A 23777-nucleotide genomic window follows, 5' to 3' on the forward strand; every position below is an offset into this window, starting at 1 on the left:
TGCAAAGAGACACCCAGAAAAGGTTTGACATCATCCGCATGAATCCATATATTACGCCGCATCGGGGCCATAGCTCAGCTGGGAGAGCGCTTGAATGGCATTCAAGAGGTCGGCGGTTCGATCCCGCCTGGCTCCACCAAATCAAAAGGCTGACCAGCCTTTTTTTCTCCCCGAAACGCAAAGCATGCATCTCACCTGTTCCTGACAGGACGCAATTCTTACAGGTAAAACTGATGGCGATATGGTGGCTGATTCTTTTGCTGACGAGGTTTTCCCTTGCAAGATGATCGGCTTTTTCCCTATGGCCATGCCCGCGATGTAGATTGGCGCGAGGCATTGTTCCGCGCTGTGGAGATGGCTGGTCCGCGGGTGCGGGGCGGTACGCTGGGCTTTCTCTACGTCACCGATAGCTTTGAGTCCGATTTGCCGGATATCCTGAGCGCTGTGCGGGAGCAGACCGGGGTGCCCCACTGGACGGGATGCGTGGGGAGCGGCATCTGCGCGACCGCGCAGGAATACCTGGACGAACCGGCACTGGCTTTTATGGTGACGGATTTTCCCGAAACGGAATTTCACCTCTTTGCCGGTATGGACGCTTACCGGACCGGCAAGAGTTGGCCGACCGGACCGGGTCGTCCGCCCTACTTTGCTATTGTTCATGGTGACTCTCAGACACCGGATCTGCCGGATCTGGTCCGTGATTTTGCCGGGCAGATGGGCAGCGGTTTCATTACCGGGGGAATATGCAGCAGTCGCACCGACGGCGCGCAACTGGCGGATGAAGTCGTGCATGGCGGATTGAGCGGGGTGACGTTCAGCGAAAATATCGCTGTTGCTACCCGTCTGACCCAGGGCTGCAGTCCCATCGGTCCGACTCATCACATCAACGAAGCCCGCAACAATGTAATCTCCCGTCTGGATGACCGTCCGGCGCTGGATGTGTTTAACGACGAGACCGGCGACATCCTCTCCCGGGATTTGCAGCGGGCGGCGGGCTTCATTTTTGTTGCGATGCCGGTGAAGAATGATGACTGTGGCGACTACATGGTGCGTACCCTGGTGGGCATTGACATCGAGCGCAAGCTGCTGGCGATTGGCGAATATGCAGAGGCCGGTCAGTCCCTGATGTTCTGCAAGCGGGATAGCGGCACGGCGCGCGAGGATCTCGAACGTATGCTCTCGGACATCAGCCGCCTGGCGGGCGGAAGGAGGATCCGTGGGGGTCTGTATTTCAATTGTGTGTGGCGCGGTCAGAACCTGTTTGGCCCCGATTCTGCGGAATTGCGGATGATCCGGGCCGGTCTGGGTGACTTCCCGTTGGTGGGTTTTTTTGCCAATGCCGAGATTTCTCATGATAAAATATACGGTTATACAGGAGTACTCTAGTTTAGACATTCAGCCCGGCCCCGCCGGATTTTTTATTGCCACTTTCTCCGGAAAAAATGCTTGGCACTGTGACTGTGCCGTGCGGCCGACCCTTGAAAAAAAGGGTCGGCCAATGAGAAGCGTTTTAGGCTTCTCGGAATCACTGATGCGTGATCTGTAACCTTTACATTTTTATGATGCCCTGGGCAAATCGATAAGCGGCTGTCCGTAAGCCCGTCCAGATGCCTGAGCCACAGCCGCCACCTGTCGAGTTAAGGCATGGAGCTCTTGTGGCGTGAGCGCCTGCTCTCCATCGGACCATGCCTGTGCGGGGTTCGGATGGCACTCAATCATTAGCCCATCTGCGCCAGCAGCGATAGCTGCCAAACTCAGGGCCGGCACCATCCATGCCGCACCTCCCGCATGACTTGGATCCGCAATCACTGGCAGATGTGTTTCCCGTTTCAGGTAAGGAATAGCACTTACATCCAACATGTTACGATAAGCAGGTTCGAAGCTTCGAACCCCACGCTCGGCGAGAATAATATTCAAATTTCCTTGCGCAGCGATATATTCTGCCGCCATGAGCCATTCCTTGATAGTGGCAGAGAGTCCACGCTTCAAAATTACCGGGACCTGCAGTTGCCCAACTTCTTTCAAGAGCCGAAAGTTTTGCATGTTGCGGGTACCGATCTGGATTACGTCTACACCATATTTTAAAAAAAGATCAATATCGCGAGGATCCATAAGTTCCGTTACCACCGGCATGCCATAGGGACGGGCGGCATCTACCAAATATTTTAGGCCATTTTCTTCCATGCCTTGGAAAGAATATGGACTAGTACGCGGTTTGAATGCCCCTCCGCGCAATAGACTGGCACCAGCAGCCATTGCGCCAGCAGCAGCCGCAATCATCTGCTCTGGCGTTTCCACAGAGCAAGGTCCCGCGATGACCTGGATGGCATCACCACCGATAGGAATATGCCGCACCGATACCACACGATTGTCAGGATGAAATTCTCGCGATGCGAGCTTGTATGGTTTATGAATTGGTAGAACATGCTCTACGCCAGGTAACGACTCAATGAGTCCATTAGGGGCTACGTCCTGGTCGCCTATGGCTGCAATGGCTAGCTGCCTGCGGATCCGTGACTCTATCGCCCGCAGGCCGAGGTCTTCAACACAGGACTTGATAGCCGCAACTTGCGCCTCATCGACGTTGGGTTTAATCATAATCAGCATGGCATTTCCTCCTGACCTTAAATTTGCGAATCAATTGGCAACACGGTGATCGTGATCGCCGCAGTCGATACAAATAGCACCGAATTCCTGTCTAGCTTCAGTAAGGTGGTGAATAGCCGCCTCCTTATCTGTTCTCGGCGTCAGGAAATCCTCCATGGCATAATCTCCTCCGTAGCCAATTCCCTGTAGCAACGACACGAGTTCCCACCAATCCACCATACCTTGTGTCAACCCTGTCCATTCCCATGCCCAATCCTCCTTGGTTTGTTTCCATCTCATGTTTTTGACATGCACGTTAGCGAGATACGGGCGGATAAGATTGATGCCGAACTCCCAGTCCTCCTTTCCCTCAACCATCATATTGGCAGGATCGAAGGTGATGCCGATGGACTCTGGATCGAGATCTTGCACTAAAGCATAGGCACCACTAAAGCTGCTCATCACTGTACCCCAGTGCAGTTCTAACAGGAGTTGCACCCCTGCCCGAAAGGCCTTGCGCTCCAATATTCTCAGTTTCCGCCTTAATGCGCCCATCAGAGGTTGCGGATCCTGACTTGCGTCATACGACGGAATGATCTCATTTATATGCGCACGTTTGACTACTGCCGCATGACATCCGCGTGGTAGTACAATGCGCGCCTTAGGCACCTCCATGAGCTGTGCTACGCGTATAAGGCGATCTACGGATTCATCGTCTTCCATGGGAAGGTAGGATGTAAGGACCGGGACATCAAGCCCGATATGCTGAATCCGGCGCCGAAGAAATTGGCCGCTGGTGAGCAGATCGTCCAATGCTATATGATGATCATCATTGACACGCAACTCGATGCCTTTAAATCCGGACGTTGTGGCAATTTCTAAAACCTCATCAAAGCTAAATTGAGGCAAAATTGCCGTACAAAGATTCATGCCAGTCCACATGGGTTGTCTCCCTAACGTAGCGGTACCATAAGAAATTAAAGTTAGTTACATGTGATAATACGTGTCACGACTCTGTATCCATATCCACCTCCATAAATGGTGCCCGTCGAAACCGCTCCCGTAATGCAAACGGGACAGTACAGTCGAAAATGGTCTTACAAGAAATCCCGTCTTCCAGGATAGATGGGCTGAAATCTGGTGATTGCGAAGGATCCAGGGGATGGCATCGTACCCCTTGAATAAACACGGTGCTGACGTCGCCTTGGTAGCGCGTGGTCATAGCCCATAGAACATCATTACTGTTAAAAATGTCGACGTCTTCGTCGACCAGAATTACATGCTTGAGCTCCGAGAAGGCAGCGAATGCGGTGAGCGCGGCTTGGCGCTGGCGCCCTTCGTCACGGATGGAACCCTTTTTGAATTGCAAGATGGCTAGGTACTTTCCGCCCCCAGCAGAGTGAGCGTAAACATTTAGGAGGCGTCCTGGCATACTATTTTCCACCAAACGTAAAATACTTGCTTCCGTAGGGATCCCGGCGAGATTGACGTGCTCTTCCCCAGGGCCAACGATAGTTTGCAGAATGGGGTTAAATCGGTGGGTTACCGCCGTGACCCGAATCACCGGACAGGACTGGGCCTGGCCTAGATAACCAGGAAATTCAGGCATGGCGAAACCTGTTCCCGTATTGATGTCTTCCCGCATGCGCTCTCCTGGTAGAATCTCCCCTTCGATAACGATCTCTGCACGGGCAATGGCCTTGGCGGGCACCGATACGCAATCAACCAGCTCCACAGGCCTTTGTCGTAAGCCTCCGGCTATGGTTAATTCGTCAAAACCCAAGGGCGTAGTAGGTGGCTCGAAACAAGCAGCGAGATAAATGGCCGGATCGAGCCCCATACTAATGGAGACTGGCAACGGCTTTCCCTGTCGCTCAGCCTTAATGCGGAACTGGTCGATGTGGCGGCCGGGTACGAAGTAGACGGTGAGCCGGTCAGAGCCTTGTACACATAGCCGATGAATCGTGACGTCCGCCTCTCCAGTCTCCGGATCTTCCGCACGCAAAAGCCCAAGGTTGAAATACGGTCCAGCGTCAAACAAGGTGTTGGTTGGAGCCGGCAACAAGCTTCTGATATCCAGTGGCGCACGATGCACAACTTCCTGACAAGGCGCCCCTTCTGGGAAAGAAACAGTCATTGGGGCGATACGGCGGTCCAAGGCGCGAAGCAAGGTAAATGGAAGCTGTTCTACCGTGCTGCCTAACAATAAGGCAGTCCGTTCCCTGCTGGCCAACATTCCGACCAGCACCCGAACGTCAGGGTAGCCTTTGACATTTTCAAAGAGCATGGCGGGGCCGATTCTGGTCGGCGGCGCAACCGGGGTACCAGCCCCAATGCGTTTGTAGATCCCCGCCAATTCGGCATGGGCATCGACAGCTTTAGATGTAGTGCTGAGATGGCCCGGTAGTGTTGAGAGAAATGCCAAAGCATCTCGCAGATCCCGGATATTTTGGGCCGACGATACGGTTGTTGACGACAAAGTTCGGTGCATAATCTGTCTCCTGAGCTTACTGTTTATTTGATTATATTCATTTTCCCATGCGGGCTTACCCGGACAATTTCCGCCCATCAGCGAGCGACAGGAGATTTGGATAGGCCACATCGCGTCCAAAGGGATTCGGCCATGGTCCCCACTCGGATTGGGGGACATCCACCCCCAGTTCCACAATATGGTCATCGGGATCGACAAGGTAAAAAGCCCGCATGACTGTATGGTCCACGGGCTCTAATATTCGCGCCCCGGCGGCCCGGCAGCAGGCATAAATCGCGGCCAGACTTTGTTCGTCCTCCACGTCGAGACAAAAATGCGAGAAACCGGAGACCGGGAATAGCGCCCCAGTTTCCATCAAGGCCAAATCGTGGTGGTGCAAGCCCGCAGTGTAGAATTTCATGCCGGGCCGCTCGCCGACGGCGCGTAACCCCAGGATTCCGCGATAAAAGCGGTCAGAGACATCCAGACTGCGGACCGGCAGGGCTATGTGGTTGATGCCATGTAACATTACTTCACCTCGTTTTCCTGAAAACTATCCACTAATAACCGCCGCCACTCGCCATATAGGTCTGTAGAGCCATCCACCCGGCTACGGCCATGGGCAGGGAACTGATCAATCCTGGCGCAAGCACCGTCCAGTGACCGGAATGGCCTCGGTGCTGAAGAATGCTGGCAACACCTGCTCCCGCGGCAAGCGATACGAGTAGCCATACCATGACAACCATTGAAGCACCCGCGTAGAAGCGCAAATCCACCATTAGGGTACCCAGGATCAGCACTCCCACATCGGCACTCGGCGAATCCCAACGCGAACTGCGTACCAAGAGGGAAAAAAGAAGAGCCACGGCCAACACAACGGCCAGCGCTGCCCCAAACTGAGCCAGCAGGATACTGCCCAACAATGGCGCGACGAGAGCTAGCCCGACAGCCCCGACAAGCAGCGTGATTCCTGCGGGTTTTTGATCTCGGTGGTCAGGGGTGAGGGCAAACCACAGTACGGACCACAGCACCGCTACCGTCAGCCAAGCAACGAAGGCGGCGAGCACGGTTTCCTGGCGCAGGACTGGCCACAGCAAAATGAAAGCAGCGGCTCCTGCGATCAACCCCCTCGCCCCATAGCGCCACCATTGGTGTCTACGGTGATCGGCAATAGCCGCTACTGTCCCGCCCACGAGGGCTAGCCAGGGCAACCAGGACAACACGGTACGTGGCGGGAAGGAAAAATCGCGATAGGTCAGTGCATAGCCAACTAGAAAACCAGCCAGTATGGCCGCCGCCCAAAATGTAGAACGCCAGCCGGGATATTTGCAGGTTTTGTAATACGCAGCGACCACCATGAGCATGGTGACAGCAGCGGGAAACAGGGCACTATCCAAAATCAAGGACCGAACGAAACTGGATTGCCAGAGATTCCACATAAAGATTGCCTCCCAACGGGAAGGAGGCGCCGGCCTTGCTGGTCGGCACCCCAAAAGGCCGCTCAGCCAGCCGTGCGAACACCCTCGATGTTCACATGCAGGTGCACCCGGTTGGCGATCATGCCCGCATAGGCATCCATGCCGAAGTCGCTGCGCTGGATGGTGGTGGTGGCCTCATAGCCGGAGAGATAACCACCCCAGGGCTTGGGCAACGCCGGCACCGGCCCGGCACCGATTTCCCGCACCTGGAAGGTCACCGGCCGCGTCACGCCATGAATAGTCAGTTTCCCATACAGTTGTCCGCTCTCCTTACCCGTGGGTTGATAGCGTGTACTGACGAATGTGATGTTCGGAAACTCCCGGACATTGAAAAAGTCCGGACCCCGCAAGTCGTGATCCCTTAGGGCGAAATTGGTATTGATGCTGGCTGCGGGAATGCGGATATCCGCTTTGTCCCCTGCAGGACTTGCGGGATTGAAGGTATAGCTGCCGGACAGCTTGTCGAAACGGCCTACCACCACCGCCACCCCGGCATGGCCGATGGTGAACCACGCCAGAGAATGGTCCGGATCAATCCGGTACGAGCCAGCCGGGCTGGCGTCCAGTTGGTGGTATGTCGCTGCGTCAGCGAGTGACACCAATGATGTGGACAATGCGACGGAAAGGATGGCGGTCCTCAGTGCAATGGAAACTTTGTTCTGTAACATGGCAATGCTCCTCTATCAATTCGGGAGAAACGGTCACTCAGCCGCTAGGCTTTTATGAGTGCCGTCGCAGAAGGGGCGGTTGGCGGATTGGTGACAGGCACAAATGGCCACCGTTCGCGGCTCGGCGATATCCACGGCGAAGGGCTCCACGCCGCTACCCTGGTGCGTCCCATCGCAGAAAGGCAAGTTTGCGGAGCGCCCGCAGGCGCAGAAATAGTGGCTGCCTGGTTCCAGGCTCATCACGTAAGGTGTCGGGTTCATCATGACCTCCATAAAATTAAGCATCTCATCTGATACGCATCCATATAGTTACAATGCGTACTATATAGATAGCACAACAAATGTTCGTATGCAAACTATGTGGGATTTACTCCTGAAATCGGCTTCGCAGTGCGCGTAGGGTACGGCGCACCTGTTCCAAATCACCCGCATCCACATTCGCGAAGACCCGACTGAGATAGGCGATATGGGCTGGGAATACTCGGGAAAAAATGACTTCGCCTTCGGGGGTCAGAACGGCACGGAAACTGCGTCGATCACCCACCGGGACCTCCCTACGAACCAAGCCTTTTTCATCGAGGCGATCGATGATACCAGTCAGGGTTCCCTTGGTGATTAAGGTTTTTTGGGCAAGCTGGGTGAGGGGCATTCCCTGGGTGTTGCCTAATGTTGCGATGACGTCAAACTGCGCTGGCGTGAGGCCCAGTTGCCGGACGTGGGCGGCGGAGTAGGCGGAAAAGGCATGGTAGGCTTGGGCAAGCTCTCGCAGGACGGCGAGAAAAGGCTCCTGGGTTGTGGCCTTCGGCGTAGCCGTGTAAGAAAGCAACATCGTTGATTCCCCGGTCGTTCCGTCACGCATCCTTATCCTCACCATGATGTTTCCAGTTAGAAAGTCCTATATAGAACTATTTGGGACGGACGTCAAAGGGAGCCGTAGGAGAATGTTCGGTGTCAGCAGAGGTCGTTGTCACGACTGGCCCCACTCCAGGGAGTGCCACCAGGCGTGTGACCATCTCATCCTTGAGCATGTGCATAATCATATGGTCGTACTTTGCCAAACGGTCTTCTAATGCCAGCAAGTGTCCGCGCAATTCGGCCAAGACCTCCACTGCATCCAGGGGAAATTCTCTGCTTCCACAACCTCAAGGAATCTCTTGGAAAAAGTGGAAGCGCCTTTGGCTAGAATGATACCAAACTCTTGGAGTAGTCCACGAATTTGGTTGATTAATGCGGTGCGCTCTGTATTGATAGATGCCCGCACCCGATGAACCATTAATGCACTCTGCTGCGCTTCTGTTTTGACCGCTACAAAGCGCATGTGTGGGCGGCTGACCGCTTCGCAGATAGCCTCGGCATTGTTGAGATCGTTCTTGCCGCTCTTGCGATAAGGAGCCACGAAGTGTGGAGCCATAATGCGCACATCGTGGCCCAGCTTGATCATTTCGCGTGCCCAGTTATGAGCACAACCGCAGGCTTCCATGCCAATCAAGCAGGGTGGCAAATTCACCAATGCCTCCATCAATTTGCGCCGACTAACTGCCTTGCGCAGCACAGGTTTGCCAGCGGCGTCTACGCCATGAAGCTGAAAAATATTCTTGGCAAGGTCAATACCCAATATCTTGATCTCTTTCATGATGTAAATCTCCTTTGCAGAATGAATCCCTCAGAATGGCATTGGACCACGCCTTAGGGAAGGAGAGGTTCATCCCATTATTCGACCCGGCTCCGCCGGGTTTTTTGTCGCCTTTCTTCCGGCGAAAGTGCTTGACACGGTGATGGGGCCGTGCGGCCGACCCTTGTTAAAAAGGGTCGGCCAATGAGAAGCGTTTTAGGCTTCTCGGAATCACACCCATGCCCTTTCATCGTCTCGTTGCCCTCCGCCTCTCAGAGTGGATTTCCTACTTTCTGACGGTCGTGCCGCCCCGCTCGCGGCGCAGCTTCCTCGAACTGCTCTGTGGCTGCCTGGTCTCGCCCGAAGGCTGGGTCACCCGCGCCCTCAGCAGCATCTCCCTCCGCTGCCACTGGACCACCTATTACAAACTTCTGGAGCGCGAGTCATTGCGCACCCAGGCGTTGGCCATTGCCCAGGTACGATGGATCCTGCAGTCCTTGCCCAGGCTACTGATCGTCGAGATGGTCATTGACGATACGATGGTCCTGCGACACTCTACCAAGGCCCCCGGGGCGGCCATCCGCTTCGATCACAGCCATAAACACAATCGCCCCAGTTATGTCCTCGCCCAGAATTGGGTGGGCCTGGCGTTGACCCTGCGTACCCGATCCGGCAAAGCCATTTCCTTTCCCATCCGCTTGCGCTTGGTACCCAGCACCGGCAACATCCACAAGCTGAAAATCGCTGGGGCATTACTGCGGGCTTTTATACCCCACATTCCTGTACCCGTCCGTCTGCTGACGGATGCTTGGTTCATGCGGCGGCGCCTGCTCTTGCCCCTGTTGCGTCAGCACGGCCAGTTCATTGGCCAGGTGCGCAAAGATACCGTGCTGCTCCAGGACCCGCCGCCGAAAACATCCAAACGCGGACGTCCCCGGATATATGGAGATAAGTACACACCGGAAGAGATGGCCGCACTGCCCACCGAAACCGTCTCTCTGCATGTCTATGGGAAATGGCAAAAGGTCCGTCTCCAATCCATCATCGCCAATGCACGATTCATGAAAGGCCATCCGGTCCGGGCTGTCTGGAGTGCAATCTACGACGAAAAGCATCGTCGATGGTCTCCCACCCGCCTCTATCTCGCTTCCGAGACCCACTTGACCGCCAGCGAAATCGTCTCCCTCTACAGCAACCGCTGGCAGATCGAACCAATCTTCCATAACCTCAAACGCTGGTGGGGCATCAATAATCTCTGGCAGCAAAAACGCACGGTTTTGGAACGCTGGATGCAAATCCGCTGCATCGCCTGGTCCATGGTGCAGCTCCTCGCCGAAACCCTAGCTGAGGACTTCCCCATGGCCGCCATAGCGCCCTGGCGCATCGCCACCCCCGTCACCGCAGGTCTCATGGCCCAATGGCTCCATCTGCAATTTCTGCGGGTTCCCTTCTGGAAGGGTTTCGACCCGAAGTCCGGGAAATTCCAGTGCCCCACCCCCGCCTTTTGGGCCGACGCCGATGACCCGCCCTGCAAAAAGGCCGCCTGACTCACTTCTGACCCAAATTTACCAAGCCATAACGCCACCCAGAGGGGCTGGCGAGGAGGCTGTATGTCTAAACTTCAGCAGGAGTACTTACCCTGTTTCTGGATACACCCACTTCCTGAACCGTCAGTGGACTTTCCGCCATGGTGATCAGGCGCCCGCTCTGTGCTAGAGTACACCGCTTATATTAGAGGTTGATAATGGCACAGATACCGGCGCAGCGGATGGATCAGAGGTTGATGCAGGAAGGGCGGCGCACCCGGGGCACGCTCTATTTCGGCATCGGACTGGGGCTGGCGGCTGGCCTGCTAATCATTCTCCAGGCCTTTCTGTTGGCGCACATCGTCGATGATGTCTCTTTTCATGGCTGGAATCTGGCGGCCGTGATGCCGCTGCTCTGGGTCATGCTCGCTCTTTTCGTCGTGCGTGCGGGATTTTCCTGGGCGAGCGAACTGGTTGCCTTTCGCGCCAGCGCGCGTATCAAGACCTACCTGCGCGAGCGCCTGCTTTCCCACCTTCTGAACCTGGGACCGGTGGCCGTGGCGGGTGAGCGCAGCGCCGACATCGCCAGTACCATGATGGAAGGTGTTGAGGCGCTGGAGCCTTACTTTTCGCGTTACCTGCCGCAAATGGCCTTGGTCAGCCTCATACCGCTGGCCATCCTCGTGTTCGTTTTCCCCGCAGACTGGATCAGCGGCCTGATTCTCCTCGTCGCCGGGCCGCTCGTGCCTTTCTTCATGGTGCTGGTGGGTTACAAGGCGGAGGCCATCAACCAGCGTCAGTGGCGCAAGATGCTGTTGATGAGCGCCCATTTTCTGGATATGGTGCAGGGCTTGACCACGCTGAAAATCTTCGGCCGCGCCAAGGACGAGATCGAGATCGTCGCACGTATTTCGGATGACTACCGGCGCACCACCATGGCTGGGTTGCGGGTGGCCTTCCTGACGTCGGCGGTGCTGGAATTTTTTGCGAGCGTGTCCATCGCGCTGGTGGCGGTATCATTGGGTGCGCGTCTGCTGGAAATCCCTCCCCCGGTCACCTTTTATACTGCCTTCTTTGTCCTTTTACTGGCACCGGAGTATTTCAACCCTCTGCGTGGCCTCGCCACCCATTATCATGCGCGGATGAGCGCCATTGCCGCCGCCAGACGCATCTTCGACATCCTCGACATGCCGCTGCCGGCACAGGGTACGCAGATGATGGCGTACCCAGACACCCAGTCCGTCAGTCTCTCGGTGCGCGACCTGCATTTCTCCTATGAGGAGGGCCGGGTGGCGCTGGCGGGAATCAATGCCGAGTTCCCGGCGGGCAAGGTCACCGCGCTGGTGGGCGCCAGCGGGGCGGGCAAGAGCACCCTCGCCAGTGCGTTGCTCGGCTTTGTGCAACCGGATTCGGGAGAAATCCTGATCAATGGCCGGATCCCTTTGGCCGTCCTGGATCGGGAAAGCTGGTGGCGGCAACTGGCCTGGGTACCGCAGAATCCCCGCCTGTTTCACGGTACCATCGCCGAAAATATCCGCATCGGCCGCCCTGATGCGGATATGGCCGCCCTGCGGGAGGCCGCGAAAAATGCTCACGCGCTGGAATTTATCGACGCTTTGCCGCGGGGCTTCGATACCTCGGTGGGTGATCTGGGGCAGGGCCTTTCCGGCGGGCAGATTCAGCGTGTCGCCCTGGCCCGCGCCTTTATCAAAAACCCACCGCTCTTCATTCTGGATGAGGCTACGGCGAGTCTGGACATGGAGAATGAATCGCTGGTCCTGGACGCCATGCAGCGGCTGATCCAGGGACGAACGGCGATCGTTATTGCGCACCGCCTGGCGATGGCAGAGCGCGCCGATCACATCCTGGTCATGGACGCCGGGAAAGTGGTCGAAGCCGGCACCCATGATGCACTTTTGGCGGCCGGCGGTGTCTACGCAAGGCTGGCGGCCGCCTATCGGGGGGAGCATGCGTGATCTTTACCGGCTGCTGAAGCTGTTTGGGCCCTTTAAGTTCTGGATGCTGGGGGGCGCCTTTCTGGCGCTGCTGACCATTCTTTCCAATTTCGGTCTGCTGGCCCTTTCCGGCTGGTTCCTGGCGAGTGCGGCGCTGGCCGGACTGGGTGGTTACGCCACCATGAATTTGTATAACTTCTTCCTGCCGGCTGCCGGGGTGCGCGCTTTCGCGACGATTCGGGTCATCTCGCGTTGGCTGGAGCGCATTGTCACCCATGAGGCGACGTTCCGTCTGCTGGCCCAGTTGCGCACCTGGTTCTACACCCGCCTCGAGCCGCTCGCGCCCGCCGGGCTGCAAGATTATCGTTCCGGCGATATTCTTTCGCGCCTCGTCGCCGATATCGATACCCTGAATAACTTTTACCTGCGGGTGTTTACGCCGTTTCTGGTGGCCGGGGTGGCGACGCTCACAATGGCGGGCGTCTTCGCTTTTTTCTCCTGGCGGTTGGCCATTGCACTCTTTCTTTTCCTCGCAGTTACCGGTCTGCTTCTACCGTTCCTCACGGAGCGGCTAGGTGCGCGCAGTGGCGCCGAGATGACCGGCATCCAGTCGGACTACCGGGTACAGGTGGTGGACGGCATGCAGGGCATGGCGGAACTGTTGACCTACAATGCCGGACCAGAGATTCTGCGACGCACGGGTACACTCAACGATGCGCTGCTCCGGCGGCAGGCCCGCATGGCGCAGATCGCCGGTTTCGGCAGCGCCGGCATGGGATTCATGGGCAACTTGGCGATTTGGGTTGTCGTGGTGCTGGCCATTCCTCTGGTCCATGGCAAGGTCCTGGGCGATTCGGATCTGCCCCTCCTTGCCCTCGGCGTGATGGGTTCCTTCGAGGCCATCGCCGCCTTGCCGCTGGCCTTTCAGTTTCTGGGGCAAACCCGCGCGGCCGCGCGCCGTATTTTTGAGGTGGCGGATACGCCCTTGCCTTTTCCGGATGCACCGGGACCCGCACCGCAGGTGGGTCGGCCGGATCTGGAGCTCAAGGGTCTGCACCTGCGCTATCCCGGCGCTCAACGCGACGCCCTGGCAGGCGTGGACCTCAGCGTGTCGGCGGGCACACGGGTTGCGATCCTGGGGGCGACCGGGGCTGGCAAGAGCAGCCTCGCCAACCTGCTGCTGCGTTTCTATGACTATCAGTCGGGCCACGCGTGTCTGGGCGGCCATGAGTTGCGGGATTTCCCGGCAGACAATCTGCGCGCATATTTCGCTGTCGTATCTCAGCGCTCATATCTCTTTCACAGTACGATCCGCGACAACCTGCTGGTGGCCAAGGGCGAGGCGGAGGAGGATGAGCTCTGGGCGGCGCTGGCCACGGCACAGCTTGCGGAGTTCGTGCGCAGTCAGCCCCAGGGCCTGGATACCATTGTCGGCGAAGGCGGCGTGAAACTCTCCGGTGGTCAGGGCCGAAGAGTGGCCATTGCCCGGGCTATTCTCAAGGACGCTCCGTGGCTGATTCTGGATGAGCCGACCGAAGGGCTCGATCCGGTGACCGAGATGGAGTTCCTCAAAGATCTGCGCCAGATCATGGAAGGTCGCACCGTGCTCTATATTACCCACCGTCTGGTGGGTCTGGAGCACATGGACTGCGTTCATATTCTCGACGAGGGGCGGATCGTGGAGTCGGGAACCTATGGGGAGCTTTTACAGCGGGATGGACAACTCAGCCATTTCGCCACGTTCCGGCAGGCTATTCCGGAGGTTCACTAATTCTGGCGGCCGCCGCGGAAGCCGGAGAGCAGTTTCCGTTCCGTGGCCCCAGCTTGCCGCACGCTGGACTGGCAGGCTGCGCCGGAGGGATTTCGTATGCACTTCCACTCGTCATTCAGCACCGCGGTGCCCGCTTTTTGCAACTGTGCCTGGCTGCTGCGGCTCCGAGGGGTGCTGGTTATCCACGACACCCCGTAACCGAGCGCCGAAGAGAGCAGTGTAGCCACCAGAAACACCAGCATCATACGGGTGAAACCGCGTTCTAGCCCCTGCTCGTCAAGGTAACGCCTGCTGTACCAAGCGAATAGCGGATAACTGACAGTACCCGCGACCAGCCCCCACATAGGTCATTCCTCGCTGGCGATGTCCAGAGGCAGGGTGTAGGGAAGTCTCCTCAGAGTCAGAGGCGTGCCGCCCGGCGCCCCGGCCATCAACGACTCCCCGGCGTTGGCAGCACGTAAAACGGCCAAGGCGGCAAAACCGCCGAGGGGATCCTGTGCGGCGTTGATAACGATGCCGATGCTCTGTGCACCCATGCTGGTGCAAAAGATTTCTTCGCCCGCCCGCAGTGGCGCCGACGCCGCGACCCGGTAGGTCTGGTTCTTGAGTTTGCCGAGATAGTGGGAGCGGGCGACGATCTCCTGCCCAGGATAGCAGCCCTTCTTGAAATTGATGCCCCCCAGCACCTCCAGATTCAGTTCCTGGGGAATGACTTTTTCCGTGGTGGCGCGGCTGATCATGCCGACACCCGCCTGTATAGCCCACCGGCGCCAGTCCTCCGCGGCGTCAGCCCGCGCGCCCGCTGCCCCCAGCTTAGCGCTCAGGGCCTCCAAACGGGATGCGGGCAGAATGATCAGGAAGGCCTCCGCATCCGCCCAGGGCAGGCGGGTAATGATGCTGTCGTCATGAACCACCCCGCTGTTGCCACTTTTTCCCAATGCGACACCCAGGGCGCGGCCGAGCAGTTCCCCCGCACCGTTGCCATAGACGGCCAGCAATGTGAATTCCGGCTCCCCCCGTTTGATCTCCAGCTTGGCCATCATCCGGAACTTGCGCAGACGCTCGATGACCGTATCGGCCATATCGTCGGCCAGACTCAGCCAAAAGTCGTTGCCATCGCGTTGCACGTAAAAATTGGCGATCATACGTCCTTTGGCCGTGCTGTAGCTACTCCATTGTCCGTGACCACTGGCCAGGGTCCGCAGATCGTTGGAGAATTGCCCCTGTAAAAACTTTTCGGCATCCACGCCACTGGCGTGAATCAGGCCCAGTTCCGTATGCAGGGGGACAAAGGTAATGACGGCTGAAGACATGCGGATCGACTCCCGTTTGCAGAAACAGTATGGCCCCGATCATACCCGCATGGCCGACGGCGACAAAGTCCTGCCGGATCTATTCTTCGGCAGTGCCGGGCGACAACGCTGGTTGCAAAGTATTCCCTGCATCCTGGCTTTGCTTTGCGCGGGCTTGACGATGCCGCAGGACTGGCGCTGGGGCCTGGTGCTGCTCGTCGTGCTGCTGGCATGGCTGGTCTGGCGCTGCCCCTGGAGTCTGCGCACGAATCAGGACATGCCGAAGGCCTTGTTGTCCGGCAGGGACGGCGGTCTGCAGGTACGGATGGACAGCGGCAGCGTGCTACCCGTTCATCTGCGCGCCCGGCCATTTCTGCACCCGCGCCTCGGCATGATCCCCCTGCGGAGCGGCGATGGCCGTCGCGCGGTGCTGATTGGTCTGTTTGCTGCCGGGAACGATCCCTGGCGACGCTGGCGCCTCAGGCTGCGCCAGGAATGGGACGCAAAAACGGAGACTGCTGATCCCGCTGGCTGATACTGTCCGCCGCGACGGCACGGCGTTGCGGGTGATCACTGTTGAAATGACAGCCACGGGATTCTTCGCGCAGCAGCGCGGCACAGGTGAGGATTTCCGCACATTGGTAGAGGTTGCGTAGTTCCTGATACGGCTGCGGTCCACACCGGCTGTCGCTGATACGCGTGCTCCGTTCATCCCAATACGCGCAGGCGGCGCGCAAGCCCTCGTCGTTGCGGACGATGCCGGCCGCCTGCCACATATTTGCCTGCAGGTTCTGCCGCAGGGCGCTGATGTCCGTCTGGTGTGCGGCAGTGGTTGTGCACCCCGGCGATCGCCCCGGCATTTGCCGCGGTCTGTCGGGCAGGCGCCCTTGCCCTTCCAGGTCCGCAACAATGGCCGCCGCACCCACCACACATTCCAGCAGTGAGTTGCTGGCAAGACGATTAGCGCCGTGCAGTCCGGTAGAACTGACCTCGCCCGCTGCATAAAGGCCCGGAATGGTACTGCGCCCCGCCCCATCCACGACCACGCCACCACAGGTGTAATGGGCAGCAGGAACCACTGGAATTGATTCCCGTGTAAGATCATAGCCTTGTGCGCGGCAGTGTGCAAAGATGGCGGGGAAATGTCGGCGCACCAAGGTGGCCGGCTGTGCGCTGATATCCAGAGTGACATAGTCGAGTTGATGCTGCTTCATCTCCGCATCGATGGCGCGCGCGACGATATCCCGCGGCGCCAGCTCGGCACGCGGGTCGTAACGCTCCAGAAAAGTGCTGCCATCCGGTAGACGCAGGACGGCACCCTCGCCCCGTAAGGCTTCAGACAACAGGAAAGGTTGGCTACCCGGCTGGTAAAGCGTCGTGGGATGAAACTGGATAAATTCCAGATTGGCAATTTCCGCACCCGCCCGCCAGGCCAGCGCGATGCCGTCTCCGGTAGCCACCAGCGGATTGCTGGTGTGCAGATACAACTGTCCCGCCCCGCCGCTGGCGAGCACCACTGCCCGTGCCGTCCACAACTCGGGCTGGTCGCCCTTTGGGGGGAGCACCCAGGCGCCTTGGCAACGGTCCCCGGTGAGCCAGAGATCGCTGGCATAGTGTCCCTCGGCCATGTGGATGGCGGGCTCCGCCAGCACTCGGCACAGCAGGGTGCTCTCGATAACGTGGCCCGTGGTATCGGCGCTGTGCAGTACCCGACGGGCCTGGTGTCCACCTTCACGGGTGAGATGCCAGCTTCCATCCGGCTGGCGGTCAAAGGGTACCCCCCAGTCGATTAATTGGCGCACGGCGTCCGGACCCCGACCAATGATCTGCCGGACTGCCTGCGGGTGACACAGTCCCGCTCCGGCTCCCAGGGTATCTTCGACATGCAGGGCAATGCTGTCGTGGTCCATATCCATGACCGCGGCGATGCCGCCCTGCGCCCTGTCACTGGCGGAATCTTCCGCCCGCCCTTTGCTCACGAGGCCGACACGGCCGAGTCGGCTGAGCCCCAGAGCCGTGCTGAGTCCGGCGGTGCCGGAGCCGATAACCAGAAAGTCGAAAGAAGGCATTTAGGATCCTGAGAAGGTGTCGGGTGCGGGCGTTGCGAGAATTGGAATGGGTCATGATACGATGGTCGACGGATAAGGTGAATAACGGCACCCCAAGAAGAAAGGAAACGGCCGAATGGGTAAAATCATGGGACACAGCACGGCGGGTGGTCAGGAACATGGCGCACCCAGTGACCTGCTCCTCGTCCAGCGCGTACAAAAGGGAGAAAAGGGGGCATTTGATCTCCTGGTACGCAAATACCAGCACAAGGTGATTTCCCTGGTCGGGCGTTTTGTGCGCACGCCGGAGGAGGCCGAAGATGTGGCCCAGGAAGCCTTTGTCAAAGCCTACCGCGCGCTTGCCAATTTTCGCGGCGATAGCGCGTTTTACACCTGGCTGTATCGTATCGCCGTCAATACGGCAAAAAATCACCTCGTAGCCCAAGGCCGGCAGGTTCCCATTGTGGATGTGGAAACGGAAGATGCGGAACAATTTGCCAGTGGCGATGGACTAAGGGAGTACGATACTCCGGAAGGGTTGTTACTCAGTAGGGAGTTAGCGGAATATATCAACAAGGCATTGACGGCGTTGCCGGAAGATTTGCGCATGGCGGTCACCTTGCGGGAGTTTGAAGGCTTGAGTTACGACGAAATTGCCCAGGTCATGGAGTGCCCGGTGGGGACGGTGAGGTCCAGGATTTTTCGGGCGCGTGAAGCAATTGCCAGGGTTCTGGCCCCTTTGTTGGAGCAGGAAAAGTCATGAACGATGAAACGCAAAAAGAACTGATGGCGTTCATGGAGGGCGAGCTCAGTGGGCTGCGCGCCAGCCGTCTTGCCGCACGTATACAGCGTGAAAGCGGTTTGCGTGAGGCTTGGGAGTCTCAGTACCGCGTTTCTTTTCTTCTGCAAAATGATGGGAAAGGGGTTCGCCTGGCATCGGCTGGTTTCGCCGATCGGGTAGCCTGGGCGATCGTGAACGAACCCGGCATCCTCGCGCCGCAACGCCCGCTGCGGCAGGGTAGTTCAAGAAGTTTCTGGGTGAAGACCGGTTCTGTCGCTGCGGTGCTGGTGGTATCAGTGACCCTGGTAGGTCTCCTGCCCCATCAAGGAGTGGGGCCATCCGTTGCTGGCGGCGGATCTGGTCATTATGCGCAGACCGCCGTGCTGAGGGGGTTTTCAACCCGTGGCGAAGAATTTCATCTGAGCCCCGTAGCGGATTTTGCGTCGCCGCCTGTCGGCACAAACGTGGTTATCCAGAGAGATATTCAACGGTTGTGGGTGCCCGGTGGTGGTAACTACCTCGTTTCCTCGCGGATTCCTTCCGCCTACGCTTCGGGGCAGTCTGATCTGGAAAGTGCGGCCTATACGCCCGCGGCGGGGATCAGTGCGGCTTCCATGGCTTTTCCTGCAGGTTATCCCTAGAATCAGCATTGGTCAGAACGTGTGCCGATACGTATCGGCACGGTGGCGCGATGCCTGTTGCCAAGTGCTGCAGATACCGAGATGATAGATACGGTCTTGAATTGAGCAGCAAATCGGATGGTTGGGGAGGGGTCTTGAAAAATTGTGTGCTGGGTGGACAGCGCCTTGTGGTGGCGCTTTGTATGGGTTTGGGATGGAGTATCGGGGCGATGACGCCTGCTTGGGCGGATTCCGGTGCCAGCGGCCAGGCGCTGGTGGGGCTGCCTGATTTTACGCCCATCGTCAAACAGTATGGACCTGCAGTAGTGAACATCAGCACGACGGAGACCAGGGTGGCGCGTGGTACGGCCTCCCCCTTCCCGCCGAACTCTCCCCTGAATCAGTTTTTCGCCCCCTTCTTTGGCGCACCGGGGCAACCTGGAGCGCCTGGTGGCGGAGCCGGACAGAAATATCAGGTGCAATCCCTGGGGTCCGGTTTTGTCGTCAGCTCCGACGGCTATATCGTGACTGCGGCGCATGTAGTGAAAGGGGCGCAGAAGATCATCGTCAGTCTCACCAATCACCATCAATACGCGGCTCACCTGGTGGGCCTGTCGGCGCGTATGGATGTGGCGTTGCTCAAAATTGACGCGAAGAATCTGCCGGTGGTACAGATTGGTGACTCCAGCAAACTGGAAGTCGGACAGTGGGTGCTGGCGGTGGGTTCGCCCTTCGGCTTTGAGAACAGCGTCACCCAGGGTGTGATCAGTGCGACCTCGCGGCCTTTGCCGGATGATCCCTACATCCCGTTCGTTCAAACGGATGTGCCGATCAACCCTGGTAACTCCGGTGGCCCGCTATTCAATATGCGCGGCCAGGTCATTGGTATCAACGACCAGATCTATACCAATAGCGGTGGCTACATGGGCTTGTCTTTCTCCATCCCCATCAATGTCGCCATGGATGCGGTCAAACAGTTAAAACTGCATCAGAAAGTGCATTTTGGCTGGCTCGGGGTCATGATTCAGGATGTCAGTATGGATCTCGCCAAGTCCTTCCACATGAAAGAGCCGGTAGGCGCGCTGGTGTCACAGGTTGTGCCTGGCGGCCCGGCTGCCAAGGCAGGGTTGCGTCCGGGAGATGTCATCGTCTCCTTTGACGGTCAGGCCATCTATAACTCTGGCCAACTACCGCCGCTGGTAGGGGTATTGCCCGCCGGCTTCAAGGCGAAGCTGGGGGTTATCCGTGATGGCAAGCCCATGAGCCTCAACATCGTGGTGGAGAGCCTGCCCGGCAACCTGGAGAATACGGTGGAATCCGCCGCATCCAGCGGTCCGGCGCAGGAAGGTGAAGTCAAACGACTGAATGTGCAGGTGGGTCCGCTGACCGCGGAGGCACGTAAGCAACTGCACGTGAATACTGGTGTCCTGGTCCTCGGGGTTGGTGTGGGGTCGGCGGCGGAAGCCGGTATTCGTCCCGGTGATGTGATCTTGCAGGTGGCTCAACAGCAGATTACCAGTGCCGCCGACTTGCAGAAGCTGGTGGCTGCCTTGCCGGCGGGTCAGCCGATCCCGGTGCTGGTGCGACGTGGTGAGGGGAGTTTCTATCTGGTGCTTTCGCTGCCGCATTGAAGCAGGCGATCACCGCGAAGGGCTGGGCGCTTATACCAGCCCTTTTGGTATTGCATCCGGCGGGGTGGTAGTGTCCGCCCGGCGCCCAGGGATTGACAGGCCAGATGACTGAACAGCAGCATATTCGCAATTTTTCCATTATTGCCCATGTGGATCACGGAAAATCCACTCTGGCGGATCAGTTCATCCGTCTTTGCGGGGCGTTGACCGAGCGTGAAATGTCCAGTCAGGTGCTGGATACGATGGATATCGAACGCGAACGCGGCATTACCATCAAGGCACAGAGTGTGCGCCTGCAGTTTCGCGCCGCAGATGGGCAGGAGTACCAGTTCAACCTCATCGATACGCCGGGCCATGTGGATTTTTCTTACGAAGTGAGCCGTTCCCTGGCTGCCTGTGAAGGCGCGCTGCTGGTCGTGGATGCATCGCAGGGGGTGGAGGCGCAAAGCGTCGCCAACTGTTATACGGCGCTGGAACACAACCTGGAGATCCTGCCGGTCTTGAATAAAATCGATCTGCCGGCTGCCGATCCGGAGCGGGTGCGCAGGGAGATTGAAGCAATAGTCGGGCTGCCTGCTGACGATGCCGTAGAGGCCAGTGCCAAGGAAGGTACCGGTATCCGGGAGATTCTGGAACGGGTGGTGGAACGCATCCCGCCTCCCCAGGGCGACTCGGACGCTGCGCTGCAAGCCCTCATCATCGACTCCTGGTTCGACAATTATCTGGGGACGGTGGTATTGGTGCGGGTGATGAACGGTTCCATCCGTCCCGGTCAGCGCATCCTGACGATGGTGGGTCAGAAACCTTATGTGGTAGAAAAGGTTGGTGTTTTTACCCCAAAATCGCTGATGGTCCCCGCCCTGGAAACGGGGGCGGTGGGCTTTGTCATTGCGGGCGTGCGGACCATTGAAGGCGCCCGGGTGGGAGATACCCTGACCGAGCAGGACCGCCCCGCCAGTGCGCCTCTGCCCGGTTTTCGCGAGGTGCAGCCACAGGTATTCACCGGGCTCTATCCGGTGGACTCGGCGGATTACGAAAACTTTCGCGAGGCGCTGCAAAAGTTGCGCCTGAACGACGCGGCCCTGCAGTTCGAGCCGGAGACTTCACAAGCCCTGGGTTTTGGTTTCCGGTGCGGATTTTTGGGGCTTTTGCATATGGAAATCGTGCAGGAGCGTCTCGAACGCGAGTACCAACTGGAACTGATCAGTACGGCACCCACCGTGATCTATGAGGTGCTTACCACCGACGGCCAGGTGCTGAAGATTTCCAATCCCGCCGAATTGCCTCCGGCACAGAAGATTGCGGATATTCGCGAGCCGGTGATTACGGCGAACATTCTGGTGCCGGAAACGTATCTCGGCCCGGTAATCGCTCTTTGTGAAGAGCGGCGTGGACGACAGAAGAATATGCAGTTCACCGGTGGGCAGGTAATGTTGCGCTATGAGTTGCCGCACAATGAGGTGGTCCTGGATTTTTTTGATCGCCTCAAATCAGTGAGCCGGGGTTATGCCTCCATGGACTATGAATTTGCACGTTTTGAGAGTGGGCCGCTGGTGAAAATGGACATTCTCATCAACGGGGAAAAGCTGGATGCACTGTCCTGGATCGTGCATCGTGATGTGTCCGAACGGCGCGGTAGGGAACTGGTGGTTCGTTTGCGTGATCTGATTCCCCGACAGATGTTCGAGGTGGCTATCCAGGCGGCGATCGGCGCCAGAGTCATCGCCCGGGAGTCGGTCAAGGCCCTGCGCAAGAATGTGCTGGCCAAGTGTTATGGTGGCGATATTTCGCGCAAACGTAAATTGCTGGAGAAGCAGAAGGAAGGCAAAAAACGCATGAAGCAGGTTGGTCATGTGGAGATTCCCCAGGAAGCTTTTCTGGCGGTGCTGAAAAGTGACAAGAGGTAAAACGCGCACCGCGCAACTTGTGCGGAGGCTGATTTTGGGCGCATTCACAATGAAGGACAGGTACTGATGGATTTTACCTTGGGATTGTTTCTGGCGGTTGTGCTTTCCGGCCTGATCTGGCTGGGCGATCTGCTGTTTTTGCGAAGGAAACGGCCTGCGGGAGCCAGGGAATCCGTCGTTGTCGAGTATGCCCGGAGTTTTTTTCCGGTATTGCTGATTGTTTTTTTGATCCGTGCATTTCTGTTTGAACCCTTTCAGATACCGTCCGGATCCATGATACCAACCCTGCGGGTGGGCGATTTCGTGCTGGTCAATAAATTCCAGTGGGGATTGCGGCTACCGCTGATCCACACACCCATTACCCGTGGCAGTCCGGTGGAAGCGGGTGATGTCATGGTGTTCCGTTATCCCAAAAATCCGCGTGTGGACTACATCAAGCGGGTCATCGGCCTGCCCGGCGACACGATTGAGGTCAGGGGAGATGCGCTCTACATCAACAACAAGCTAGTGCCACAAAAATTTATCGGTACTTTTAATTACCGGCCGGAAGGACAGGGCGCCGAGGGTATGGTTATCCCTACCAAAGAGTATGAGCAGGAACTCGGTGGCCATAAATTCCATATTATTGAATTTGCCACGCCCGAAGCCCAGATGAATTTCGGTCCCTACAAGGTGCCGCCTCATTCTTATTTCATGATGGGGGATGACCGGGATAATAGTAATGACAGCCGTTTCTGGGGCGTGGTGCCGGAACGCAATATCGTTGGGAAGGCAATGTTCGTGTGGTTCTCCTGGGATGCCGAGAATTGGTCCATCCGTTGGAACCAGATCGGCCGCGCACTGGATGGGGCTTCCTGAGTCCGGAGGCTGCACTTGCAAAATCCCTGTTCAGGACTAAGTAGGGAAGAGGGATGAATGCAGAGATCCGGGAGGGTTCGAAATGGGTAACCCCATATCAGAGCAACAAGCCATAAGGACTTGTTCAGGCCAGCGTAGCGGGTGGGCGCGGTCCCTGATCACGCGGCGTCCGGATGAGGCAGGGCTTTCATTGGTGGGTGCGATCTTGTGGCTGTTGATCTTGGTCTTTGTCGTCGCCTTTGTCGTGAAGGTGATGCCGTCCTACTATGATTACTGGTCTCTGAAAAATATCGTCAACCAGCAGGAGCAGCAGTCCGTGCCGGGAGAGTCCGCTGCCCAGATTCGCCGCGACCTCAATGCCCGCCTGGAGGTGGCCATGATCCATATCCCGCAGAAAGGCATCCAGATCGAAAAAGCGGGTGCCGGACCGGTGCTGATCACCGTCAGTTATGACAAGATCGTGCCATTGGTTGGCAATGTCAGTTTGTTACTGCATTTTGACGCCGCAGGGCATTGAAAACCTTTTTGGTATACCATGCAGTTTTTTCCTGTTTTTAATGACTGAGTCGATGGG

At 57.7% G+C, this 23777-nt stretch carries 22 protein-coding genes, 1 tRNA gene and 1 pseudogene; 12 read left to right on the forward strand and 12 right to left on the reverse strand.

What is annotated here, in order from left to right:
• Window positions 1-63: 63 nt before the first annotated feature.
• Together F6A13_RS05650 and F6A13_RS05655 are read left to right on the forward strand one after the other, a co-directional pair.
• A tRNA-Ala gene (locus tag F6A13_RS05650) sits at window positions 64-139 on the forward strand.
• A 137-nt stretch (window positions 140-276) separates the two neighbouring features.
• Entirely contained in the window at window positions 277-1386 is a 1110-nt protein-coding gene (locus F6A13_RS05655) for an FIST N-terminal domain-containing protein (protein ID WP_126605195.1), read from the forward strand.
• Window positions 1387-1557: 171 nt separating this feature from the next.
• Here F6A13_RS05655 and aroF read toward each other — a convergent pair whose 3' ends face one another.
• The 9 genes and pseudogenes from aroF to F6A13_RS05700 form a co-directional block, all read right to left on the reverse strand.
• A complete protein-coding gene (gene aroF / locus F6A13_RS05660) occupies window positions 1558-2607 on the reverse strand; it encodes a 3-deoxy-7-phosphoheptulonate synthase (protein ID WP_126605196.1) in 1050 nt (349 codons plus the stop codon).
• A 30-nt stretch (window positions 2608-2637) separates the two neighbouring features.
• A complete protein-coding gene (locus tag F6A13_RS05665; protein WP_126605197.1) occupies window positions 2638-3528 on the reverse strand; it encodes a sugar phosphate isomerase/epimerase family protein in 891 nt (296 codons plus the stop codon).
• 64 nt (window positions 3529-3592) lie between these two features.
• Window positions 3593-5077 carry a UbiD family decarboxylase gene (locus F6A13_RS05670; RefSeq protein WP_126605198.1) on the reverse strand — a complete coding sequence of 495 codons (1485 nt, stop codon included), beginning with the start codon at window positions 5075-5077 and terminating at the stop codon, window positions 3593-3595.
• Between the two features lie 55 nt (window positions 5078-5132).
• Entirely contained in the window at window positions 5133-5585 is a 453-nt protein-coding gene (locus F6A13_RS05675) for a VOC family protein (protein WP_126605199.1), read from the reverse strand.
• A 31-nt stretch (window positions 5586-5616) separates the two neighbouring features.
• Complete coding sequence (locus F6A13_RS05680) at window positions 5617-6495, reverse strand: hypothetical protein (RefSeq protein ID WP_126605200.1); 879 nt, start codon at window positions 6493-6495, stop codon at window positions 5617-5619.
• Between the two features lie 62 nt (window positions 6496-6557).
• Entirely contained in the window at window positions 6558-7202 is a 645-nt protein-coding gene (locus F6A13_RS05685; RefSeq protein ID WP_126605201.1) for a YceI family protein, read from the reverse strand.
• Window positions 7203-7235: 33 nt separating this feature from the next.
• A complete protein-coding gene (locus tag F6A13_RS05690) occupies window positions 7236-7466 on the reverse strand; it encodes a CDGSH iron-sulfur domain-containing protein (protein ID WP_225981975.1) in 231 nt (76 codons plus the stop codon).
• Between the two features lie 103 nt (window positions 7467-7569).
• Window positions 7570-8061 carry a MarR family winged helix-turn-helix transcriptional regulator gene (locus F6A13_RS05695; protein WP_126605202.1) on the reverse strand — a complete coding sequence of 164 codons (492 nt, stop codon included), beginning with the start codon at window positions 8059-8061 and terminating at the stop codon, window positions 7570-7572.
• Window positions 8062-8164: 103 nt separating this feature from the next.
• Window positions 8165-8835, reverse strand: a pseudogene (locus F6A13_RS05700) (IS110 family transposase); the annotation flags it as partial.
• A 218-nt stretch (window positions 8836-9053) separates the two neighbouring features.
• Between F6A13_RS05700 and F6A13_RS05705 the strand changes: the two are divergent.
• The 3 genes from F6A13_RS05705 to cydC all read left to right on the forward strand — a co-directional run bounded on the left by F6A13_RS05705 (window position 9054) and on the right by cydC (window position 14066).
• Complete coding sequence (locus F6A13_RS05705) at window positions 9054-10361, forward strand: transposase (protein WP_126605204.1); 1308 nt, start codon at window positions 9054-9056, stop codon at window positions 10359-10361.
• A gap of 197 nt (window positions 10362-10558) precedes the next feature.
• Window positions 10559-12316, forward strand: coding sequence for a thiol reductant ABC exporter subunit CydD (gene cydD / locus F6A13_RS05710; RefSeq protein ID WP_151528123.1), 1758 nt, complete (start codon window positions 10559-10561; stop codon window positions 12314-12316).
• Complete coding sequence (gene cydC / locus F6A13_RS05715) at window positions 12309-14066, forward strand: thiol reductant ABC exporter subunit CydC (RefSeq protein ID WP_126605711.1); 1758 nt, start codon at window positions 12309-12311, stop codon at window positions 14064-14066. The genes cydD and cydC overlap by 8 nt, the downstream gene beginning before the upstream one ends.
• Here cydC and F6A13_RS05720 read toward each other — a convergent pair.
• Window positions 14063-14410: a hypothetical protein gene (locus F6A13_RS05720; RefSeq protein ID WP_126605205.1), complete on the reverse strand. Its 348-nt coding sequence runs from the start codon at window positions 14408-14410 to the stop codon at window positions 14063-14065. The genes cydC and F6A13_RS05720 overlap by 4 nt on opposite strands.
• Window positions 14411-14413: 3 nt before the next feature.
• Window positions 14414-15379 (reverse strand): YgfZ/GcvT domain-containing protein, encoded by a 966-nt coding sequence (locus F6A13_RS05725; protein WP_126605206.1) that lies wholly within the window; start codon window positions 15377-15379, stop codon window positions 14414-14416.
• On the opposite strand from F6A13_RS05725, the gene F6A13_RS05730 reads away from it, so the two are divergent.
• On the forward strand, window positions 15363-15893 hold the full coding sequence (locus F6A13_RS05730) for a hypothetical protein (RefSeq protein WP_113526791.1): 531 nt from the start codon (window positions 15363-15365) through the stop codon (window positions 15891-15893). The genes F6A13_RS05725 and F6A13_RS05730 overlap by 17 nt on opposite strands.
• Here the strand turns inward: F6A13_RS05730 and nadB are convergent.
• The gene (gene nadB, locus F6A13_RS05735) at window positions 15838-17427 is read right to left on the reverse strand and encodes an L-aspartate oxidase (RefSeq protein ID WP_113526648.1); all 1590 of its coding nucleotides are present in this window, start codon (window positions 17425-17427) and stop codon (window positions 15838-15840) included. The two genes, F6A13_RS05730 and nadB, sit on opposite strands and share 56 nt — an antisense overlap.
• 115 nt (window positions 17428-17542) lie before the next feature.
• Here nadB and rpoE point away from each other — a divergent pair, with 115 nt between their 5' ends.
• The 6 genes from rpoE to F6A13_RS05765 all read left to right on the forward strand — a co-directional run bounded on the left by rpoE (window position 17543) and on the right by F6A13_RS05765 (window position 23720).
• On the forward strand, window positions 17543-18169 hold the full coding sequence (gene rpoE, locus F6A13_RS05740) for an RNA polymerase sigma factor RpoE (protein ID WP_113526647.1): 627 nt from the start codon (window positions 17543-17545) through the stop codon (window positions 18167-18169).
• Complete coding sequence (locus F6A13_RS05745; RefSeq protein ID WP_113526646.1) at window positions 18166-18828, forward strand: sigma-E factor negative regulatory protein; 663 nt, start codon at window positions 18166-18168, stop codon at window positions 18826-18828. Before rpoE ends, F6A13_RS05745 begins: the two co-directional genes overlap by 4 nt.
• Before the next feature lie 182 nt (window positions 18829-19010).
• Entirely contained in the window at window positions 19011-20438 is a 1428-nt protein-coding gene (locus F6A13_RS05750; protein ID WP_192796488.1) for a Do family serine endopeptidase, read from the forward strand.
• A gap of 104 nt (window positions 20439-20542) precedes the next feature.
• On the forward strand, window positions 20543-22345 hold the full coding sequence (gene lepA / locus F6A13_RS05755; RefSeq protein ID WP_126605207.1) for a translation elongation factor 4: 1803 nt from the start codon (window positions 20543-20545) through the stop codon (window positions 22343-22345).
• A gap of 66 nt (window positions 22346-22411) precedes the next feature.
• The gene (gene lepB / locus F6A13_RS05760; protein WP_113526643.1) at window positions 22412-23203 is read left to right on the forward strand and encodes a signal peptidase I; all 792 of its coding nucleotides are present in this window, start codon (window positions 22412-22414) and stop codon (window positions 23201-23203) included.
• Window positions 23204-23408: 205 nt separating this feature from the next.
• Window positions 23409-23720 carry a DUF4845 domain-containing protein gene (locus F6A13_RS05765; RefSeq protein WP_225981976.1) on the forward strand — a complete coding sequence of 104 codons (312 nt, stop codon included), beginning with the start codon at window positions 23409-23411 and terminating at the stop codon, window positions 23718-23720.
• Window positions 23721-23777 lie beyond the last annotated feature (57 nt).

The organism is Acidithiobacillus sp. 'AMD consortium' (genome assembly GCF_008926505.1).
In the GTDB taxonomy this organism is placed as follows: Bacteria; Pseudomonadota; Gammaproteobacteria; order Acidithiobacillales; family Acidithiobacillaceae; genus Acidithiobacillus; species Acidithiobacillus ferridurans.